The following is a 7,986-nucleotide window of genomic DNA, read 5'->3' on the forward strand; positions in this document are numbered from 1 at the left end:
GCCTCTATCGCAGCTACGAAATTCGAGCGGCGAAATCCAAGAAAAAGCCGCGCCACCGACCAGCTTGCAGCTTGCAGTTCGAAACTCGAAGCTGCCGGTCATACCACCACCTCGGTGTCACCGGAACGACGAAACCGGCGCCCCAACCGATCAAAATACAGATAAATGACCGGCGTGGTGAAGAGCGTCAGGACTTGGCTGACCAGCAACCCGCCCACCATCACCAGCCCCAGCGGTTGGCGCAATTCCGCACCCGAGCCGGTGGCGAACATCAGGGGAATGGCGCCGAAAAGCGCGGCCAGGGTGGTCATCAGGATCGGCCGGAAGCGCAGCAACGCCGCTTCGTAGATCGCGGTCTGCGGGTCGATGCCCCGGTTGCGTTCGGCGTCGAGGGCGAAGTCGATCATCATGATCGCGTTCTTCTTGACGATGCCGATCAGCAGAATGATGCCGATGATGGCGATCATCCCCAGGTCGTTGCCGCTGAGGATCAGCGCCAGCAAGGCGCCGATGGCCGCCGACGGCAGGGTCGAGAGGATGGTGATCGGATGGATGTAACTCTCGTAGAGCACGCCCAACACGATGTACATGGTCACCACGGCCGCCAGCACCAACAGCAGCGTGCTGGAGAGCGAGGCCTGAAACGCTTCGGCGGCGCCCTGGAATTCTGTCTGCACGCCAATCGGCATGCCGATGTCCTTCTGCACCTGCTGAATCACTTCAACGGCCTTGCCCAGCGCCACACCGGGCGCAAGGTTGAACGACATCATCACCGCCGGGAACTGGCCGATGTGGGCGATGGCCAACTGCGCCTGACGCTGCTCCACTTTCGCCAGACTGGACAGTTTGACCTGGCCACCGTCGGTGGTCTTGACGTGAATCTGCTCCAGCGCCTTCGGCCCCAGCTCGCTGCCCGCCGCCGCTTGCAGCACCACGCGGTACTGGCTGGCCTGGGTGTAAATGGTGGAAATCTGCCGCTGACCGAAAGCGTCATACAGCGCGTCGGTGATGGTCGAAACGGTCACGCCCAAGCGACTCGCTGCGTCGCGGTCGATGTTGAGGTACACCTGCAAGCCTTTGTCCTGAAGGTCGCTGGCGACGTCGGTGAGTTCAGGGCGTTCGACCAGCGCCTCGACCAGTTTGCCGCTCCACAGGCTGAGCAGCTCGGCGTCCGGCGAGGACATGCTGAACTGGTATTGCGTGCGGCTAACGCGGTCTTCGATGGTCAGGTCCTGCACCGGCTGCATGAACAGGCGGATGTCCGAGAGCTGATCCACTTCCGGTTGCAGACGCTGAATCACCTCGGTCGCAGATTCACTGCGTTCGGCGTGTGGCTTTAGGTTGATCAGCATGCGCCCGCTGTTCAGCGTGGCATTGTCGCCGTCCACGCCGATGTAGGACGACAGGCTGGCCACGGCCGGGTCTTGCAGGACGATCTTCGCCAGCGCCTGCTGCCGCTCACTCATGGCCGCAAACGACACCGACTGCGGCGCCTCGGAAATGCCCTGAATCACGCCCGTGTCCTGCACCGGGAAAAAGCCCTTGGGCACGGCCAGATACAACAACACCGTGATGCCCAAGGTGGCGATGGCAACCAGCAAGGTGATGGGCTGGTGTCTGAGCACCCACTGCAACTTGCGACCGTAGGCCTCGACCAGCCAATCGATCCACACGCCGCTGGCGCGGTAGAAACGGCCCTGCTCCTCTTCCTTCGGTTCACGCTTGAGCAAGCGGGCACACATCATCGGCGTCAGGGTCAGGGACACCACCAGCGAAATCAGGATCGCCACGGCCAGGGTGATGGCGAACTCGCGGAACAGCCGCCCCACCACGTCCGCCATGAACAGCAGCGGAATCAGCACGGCAATCAGCGAAACGGTCAGCGACACCAACGTGAAGCCGATCTGCTTCGCGCCCTTGAGCGCGGCCTGCAACGGAGTCTCGCCCTCCTCCAGGTGCCGGGAAATGTTTTCCAGCATGACGATGGCGTCGTCCACCACGAAACCGGTGGCGATGGTCATGGCCATCAGGGTCAGGTTGTTGACCGAAAAGCCTGCAAGGTACATCACGCCAAAGGTACCGATCAGCGACAGCGGCACGGCCACCGACGGAATGACCGTCGCGCTGAAACGGCGCAGGAACAGGAATGTCACCAGCACCACGAGCGCGATGGACACGAGCAATTCGTGCTGCACGTCGCTCACCGAGGCCCGGATGGTCTGGGTACGGTCGGTCAATACCACGACTTCCAGACCGGCCGGCAGGTTGTTGGTGATGCTCGGCAACAGCGCCTTGATCCGGTCCACCACCTCGATGACGTTGGCCCCCGGCTGGCGCTGGATGTTCAGCAGCACGGCCTGGTTCTCATTGGCCCACGCGGCGAGGCGTTCGTTTTCGGCGCCGTCGACAATCTGCGCCACGTCTTTCAGACGCAGCGGCCCGCCGTTGCTGTAGGCGAGGATCAGGTTGGCGTATTCCTCGGGAGACTTGAGCTGATCGTTGGCGTCGAGCATCGACACCCGGGTTGGACCGTCAAAGTTGCCCTTGGGGGTGTTGACGTTGGAGGCGCTGACCAGCGTGCGCACGTCCGACAAGTTCAGGCCATTGGCCGCCAGCGCATCCGGGTTGACCTTGATCCGCACCGCCTGACGCTGACCGCCCGCGATGGTGACCATGCCCACGCCGCTGATCTGCGAGATTTTCTGCGCCATGCGCGTATCGACCAGGTCGTTGAGCTTGGGCAGCAGCATGGTTTTCGAGGTGATCGCCAGGGTCAGCACCGGGGTGTCCGCCGGGTTGACCTTGTTGTAGGTCGGCGGCGCGGGCAGATCATTGGGCAGCAGATTGGTGGCGCCGTTGATCGCGGCCTGCACTTCCTGCTCGGCGACGTCCATGTTGATGTCGAGGCTGAAACGCAGGGTGATGACCGACGCGCCGCCAGAACTGGTGGAGGCCATTTGCGTCAGGCCCGGCATCTGGCCGAACTGGCGCTCCAGCGGCGCCGTCACGGCACTGGTCATTACCTGCGGGCTGGCGCCGGGGTACAACGTCATGACGCGAATGGTCGGGTAATCCACCTGCGGCAGCGCCGACACCGGCAACAGCGTGTACGCGATCAGACCGGCCAGCACGATGGCCAGCATGCTCAGCGTCGTGGCGACGGGCCTGAGGATGAACAGGCGGGACAGGTTCATACGTTGCCTTTTTTCGCGGCGTCGGCGCTGGCCGATTCACCGGACTCCTTGGACGGTTGCCCTTGCAGTTTCTCGCCCGGCGTCACCGGCACGTCCTTGCTGTCGTTCACCACTTCCACGGTGCTGCCGTCTTTCAGGCGGTCGGTGCCTTCCAGCACCACACGGTCACCAGCGACCAGGCCTTCGGTGATCACGGTGGCGTTTTCGTCACTCGGCCCGGTTTTCAGCGGGCGGATGCGGACTTTCTTGTCGCCGTCCATCACGTAGACGAAGGTGCCGTTGACCCCGAACTGCACCGCCGCAGACGGCACCAGCACCACGTTTTTCAGGGTCGTCGCCAACAGGCGCGCGTTGACGAACTGATTGGGGAACAGCGCTTCGTTGTCGTTATCGAAGCGGGCCTTGAACTTCAGGGTGCCGGTGGTGATGTCGATCTGGTTGTCGATGCTCGCCAGAAAACCCTTGGCCTGAAGTTTCACGTCGCCCCGGTCCCACGCTTCGACCAGCAGCTTTTCGCCGGTACGATAGTGGCTGATCACATCCGCCAGGTCTTTTTCCGGCAGGGTGAAATTGACCGAAATCGGCTTGGTCTGGGTGATCACAGCAAGTGCCGTGGTGTCGTTGGCGGCCACCAGGTTGCCGACGTCCAGTTGGCGCAGGCCGATGCGGCCGGAGATCGGTGCACGGATCTGGGTGAAGTCGAGGTTGAGTTTGGCGTCGCCGACGGCGGCCTGATTGGTCTTTATGGTGCCCAGGTATTGGCCCACCTGGGACTCGGCGGTGTCCAGCGTCTGCTTGGCGATGCTGTCTTCTTTATAGAGGTCGCGATACCGCTGGACGTCGATCTGCGCGTTTTTCAACAGCGCCTGATTCTGCATCAGCGTGCCTTCGGCTTGCTGAAGGGCGATCTGGTAGCTGCGCGGGTCGATGACCGCGAGCAAATCACCGGCCTTGACTTGCTGGCCTTCCTGGAAGTTGATCTTCATCAGTTCACCCGCCACCCGGCTGCGGACGTTGATGGTGTTGAGCGCGGTGACGGTGCCCAGCGCCTTGTAATAGATCGGGAAATCACCGGTGCTCGCCGGGGCGACGCGGACCGGCACAGGTCCGGTGGAACCGCCGAAGCCAGGCCGTGGTGCGCCGGTCTTGCTCGTGCCACCGCTGCGAGCCGCGCCCTTATGGGCCTGTTCGCTCTTTTGCGCCGTCGCGTCGGTCTTGGTGGCCGAGCCGGGCCAGTAATGCCAGCAAACCGCGGCAACGATCACTAACACCAACAGGCTGATCAGCCAGCGACGGGAACTGCGAGGAACGGACGATTGCATGAATAAAAAGACCAGAATGCGCGGGAGGCTGAACAATAAGCATAGTTAGGTGCCAAGCAAAGGGCCTTTACCGGCAATTTACCCAACGCTTACGTGGCTAACGTGCTGAACTGCAAATGAAAACGGCCTGATCGAGTCAGGCCGTCTTATGTTTCGAAGTATTACCGGGAACGGTCCGGCAGTACCTGGCGGCGCGTTACTTGAGAACGGACAGCGCCGCGTCGTAGTTCGGCTCCTGACCGATTTCCGGCACCAGCTCGCTGTGCAGGACGGTGTTGTTTTCGTCCAGCACCACGACCGCACGGGTGGTCAGGCCGACCATTGGGCCGTCAGCGATGGCCACACCGTAGTTCTCCAAGAACTCTGCGCCGCGCATGGTGGACAGGTTTTTCACGTTTTCCAGGCCTTCGGCGCCGCAGAAACGGGCTTGAGCGAACGGCAGGTCAGCCGAAATGCACAGCACGACGGCGTTGTTCAGGTCATTGGCCTGGGCGTTGAATTTGCGCACCGAGGTGGCGCAGGTCGGGGTGTCGACGCTTGGGAAGATGTTCAGCACTTTGCGCTTGCCGGCAAAGGTGTCCAGGGTGACGTCAGACAGGTCGGCGCCGACCAGTTTGAAGGCCGGGGCCTTGCTGCCGACTTTTGGCAGTTCGCCGCTGATTTGTACCGGGGAGCCTCTACGAGTCACTTGAGCCATGAGCTGAGTCCTTATTCTGAGGTGGCAGGTTCGGTGTACGACAAGACCGGAAGTTAACCACGAAACCGGTTAGCGACCTACCGGTATACACGAAAATGTTCCCGATTGAGGTGTCGGGACACGGTCAGTCCGCGGGTTTGTTCAACAGGCCCGGCGTGGCACACAATTCGACCATCCAGTCGACGAACACCCTCACCCGCCGCGACATCTGGCGGTGCGCCGGGTACAGCGCGGTCAGGGGCAATCGGGGCTGCGGATGATCACTCAGCACTTCGACCACTTCGCCGCGCTGCAAGGCCTCGGCGGCGTGATACCAGGGCGTCTGCACCAGACCGTAGCCCGCCGCGCATGCCGCCAGGTAGCCGTCCGCGCTGTTGGTCGCCAGGGTCTTGGGCAAGCTGAGCTCCTGATCCCTGCCGTCAATGACGAATTCGAGCCCATAGCGTTTATTCGATGTCGCGGAAAAATACTCAATGACCTTGTGCCGCTTCAGGTCATCCAGGGTCAGCGGCGTGCCATGACGTTCCAGGTACGCCGGGCTGGCGCACACCACTTGCCGCATCTGCGCCAACGGGCGCGCCACCAGCGAATGGTCTAGCGCCTGCCCGCCCCGGATCACGCAATCGACGCCGTCGCGGATCAAGTCCACCGGGCGGTCGCTCATGCCCACCTCCATTTCCAGACCGGGATAACGATCCGTAAAGGCTGGCAGCGCAGGCATGAGAATCAGCCGCCCCACGCCCGACGGCATGTCCACCCGCAGCACGCCTTCCGGGGCTTTGGCGCTGGAGGAAAAGATCGATTCGGTGTCGTCCAAGTCATTGAGCAGGCTGACGCAGCGCTCGTAATACGCCTGCCCGTCAGGCGTCGGTGTGACTTGCCGGGTGGTGCGCCGAAGCAACTGCACGCCAAGGTGCGCTTCGAGCTGTTTGATCAAGATCGTCACTGACGCCCGAGGCATGTGCAGGCTGTCGGCGGCCTTGCCGAAACCGCCCAGGTCGACGATGCGGGTGAAAGCGCGCATGGCATTGAAACGGTCCATCGTGGCTCCGGCGGTCGAGGATTATTTAGAAAAAGCCAACAGTGAAAGCACTTTTAGCCGGTTTATCCCGCTCCTGTCGAGGGGCACCATGGGTGAGTCTTGAAACCGTTCGACATTCAAAAGGAACGCAGCATGCAAACGCGTCAACTGGGTAAAAACGGGCCTCAGGTATCGGCCGTCGGGCTGGGCTGCATGGGCATGACCGATTTCTACACCACCGGCGGCGACACACAGGAAGCCATTGCGACGATTCACCGTGCGCTGGAACTGGGGGTCACGCTGTTCGACACCGCCGACATGTACGGCCCGCACACCAACGAAGAACTGCTGGGCAAGGCACTGGTCGGCAAGCGGGATCAGGCGTTCATCGCCAGCAAGTTCGGCATCGTGCGCACCCCGGGCGATGCCGGTGCCCGTGGCGTCGACGGCAGCCCGGAATACATTCGCAACGCCATCGATGGCACGTTGAAGCGATTGAAGATCGACACGCTGGATCTGTACTACCAGCACCGGATCGATCCGAAGATCGCCATTGAAGAATCGGTGGGCGCCATGGCCGAGCTGGTCAAGGCCGGTAAAGTCCGTTACCTGGGGCTGAGCGAAGCGTCGGCGGCCACGCTGGAACGCGCACACAAGGTCCATCCGATTGCCGCCCTGCAGACCGAATATTCGCTGTGGAGCCGGGAGCCTGAAGAAAACGGTGTACTGGAGACCTGTCGCAAACTGGGCATCGCGTTCGTGCCGTACAGCCCGTTGGGGCGTGGCTTTCTCACCGGCACCCTGAAAAGCCCTGACGACTTTGCAGCCGACGACTACCGCCGCAGCAGCCCGCGCTTCCAGGGCGAAAACTTCGCGAAAAACCTTCGGTTGGTGGAAAAGGTCCAGCAACTTGCAGCGGACCAAGGCATCAGTGCCGGGCAACTGGCATTGGCCTGGGTGCTGGCCCAAGGCAACGACGTGATCCCGATTCCCGGGACCAAGCAGCGTAAATACCTGGAAGAGAACGCGGCGGCGCTGAACGTGACGCTCAGCGCCGGTGAGTTGCAGGCGCTGAAGGATTTGTTCCCGGTGGCAGCGGTGTCCGGTGGGCGATATCCGGAAGCGGCGATGAAGTGGGTGAATGGCTGATGTAACGGCCCCTTCCCTGGGGCAAGCCTAAACGAGCGTCTGCCGAAGGCCGTGGACATGCCCGGATGGCGCGACCAGGCTTTTGATTCTGGCCGAAGGCCGTGGGAGTGCCGGGGTGGCGCTCCACCTTGCCCGCGATGGGCCCGGGGTCGCGGCCGACTGAACCGATAGCAATATCCGGCACCTTCGGTGTGTCAGACATACCGCGTCAGCCGGATTTACGACTGCTTCGCAGCCGATCGCGAGCAAGCTTGCTCCTACGCCTTCGGCAGAAGCAGATTACGCTGCGATGAGGCTTTTGATTCTGGCCGAAGGCCGTGGGAGCTGGCTTGCCTGCGATCTGGCGCGAAGCGACAGCAATATCCAGCACCTTCGGTGTGTCAGACATAACGCGTCAGCCGGATTTACGACTGCTTCGCAGCCGATCGCGAGCAAGCTTGCTCCTACGCCTTCGGCAGAAGCAGATTACGCTGCGATGAGGCTTTTGATTCTGGCCGAAGGCCGTGGGAGCTGGCTTGCCTGCGATCTGGCGCGAAGCGACAGCAATATCCAGCACCTTCGGTGTGTCAGACATAACGCGTCAGCCGGATTTACGACTGCTTC

General features: G+C 62.0%; 5 protein-coding genes. 1 reads left to right on the forward strand and 4 read right to left on the reverse strand.

Annotated features, from left to right (window positions below; translation table 11 throughout):
* Positions 1 to 98 precede the first annotated feature (98 nt).
* The 4 genes from ACIQAL_RS19800 to ACIQAL_RS19815 form a co-directional block, all read right to left on the reverse strand.
* The gene (locus ACIQAL_RS19800; RefSeq protein WP_401148567.1) at positions 99 to 3,194 is read right to left on the reverse strand and encodes an MdtB/MuxB family multidrug efflux RND transporter permease subunit; all 3,096 of its coding nucleotides are present in this window, start codon (positions 3,192 to 3,194) and stop codon (positions 99 to 101) included.
* Complete coding sequence (locus ACIQAL_RS19805) at positions 3,191 to 4,516, reverse strand: MdtA/MuxA family multidrug efflux RND transporter periplasmic adaptor subunit (protein WP_401148569.1); 1,326 nt, start codon at positions 4,514 to 4,516, stop codon at positions 3,191 to 3,193. The genes ACIQAL_RS19800 and ACIQAL_RS19805 overlap by 4 nt, the downstream gene beginning before the upstream one ends.
* Positions 4,517 to 4,712: 196 nt before the next feature.
* On the reverse strand, positions 4,713 to 5,213 hold the full coding sequence (tpx, locus tag ACIQAL_RS19810) for a thiol peroxidase (RefSeq protein WP_166594600.1): 501 nt from the start codon (positions 5,211 to 5,213) through the stop codon (positions 4,713 to 4,715).
* A gap of 124 nt (positions 5,214 to 5,337) precedes the next feature.
* Positions 5,338 to 6,255 (reverse strand): LysR family transcriptional regulator, encoded by a 918-nt coding sequence (locus ACIQAL_RS19815; RefSeq protein ID WP_401148572.1) that lies wholly within the window; start codon positions 6,253 to 6,255, stop codon positions 5,338 to 5,340.
* 132 nt (positions 6,256 to 6,387) lie between these two features.
* Between ACIQAL_RS19815 and ACIQAL_RS19820 the strand changes: the two genes are divergently transcribed.
* Positions 6,388 to 7,383, forward strand: coding sequence for an aldo/keto reductase (locus ACIQAL_RS19820; RefSeq protein WP_401148575.1), 996 nt, complete (start codon positions 6,388 to 6,390; stop codon positions 7,381 to 7,383).
* The last annotated feature ends 603 nt before the right edge of the window (positions 7,384 to 7,986 follow it).

Origin of the sequence: Pseudomonas sp. NPDC088368 (assembly GCF_044753445.1) — a bacterium.
Classification (GTDB): domain Bacteria; phylum Pseudomonadota; class Gammaproteobacteria; order Pseudomonadales; family Pseudomonadaceae; genus Aquipseudomonas; species Aquipseudomonas bambusae.

What these genes read in the sequence shown, in the direction of transcription:
- ACIQAL_RS19815 (WP_401148572.1), bottom strand. Translation starts at nt 6,255, where the DNA reads ATGGACCGTTTCAATGCCATGCGCGCTTTCACCCGCATCGTCGACCTG.
- ACIQAL_RS19800 (WP_401148567.1), bottom strand. Translation starts at nt 3,194, where the DNA reads ATGAACCTGTCCCGCCTGTTCATCCTCAGGCCCGTCGCCACGACGCTG.
- ACIQAL_RS19820 (WP_401148575.1), top strand. Translation starts at nt 6,388, where the DNA reads ATGCAAACGCGTCAACTGGGTAAAAACGGGCCTCAGGTATCGGCCGTC.
- tpx (WP_166594600.1), bottom strand. Translation starts at nt 5,213, where the DNA reads ATGGCTCAAGTGACTCGTAGAGGCTCCCCGGTACAAATCAGCGGCGAA.
- ACIQAL_RS19805 (WP_401148569.1), bottom strand. Translation starts at nt 4,516, where the DNA reads ATGCAATCGTCCGTTCCTCGCAGTTCCCGTCGCTGGCTGATCAGCCTG.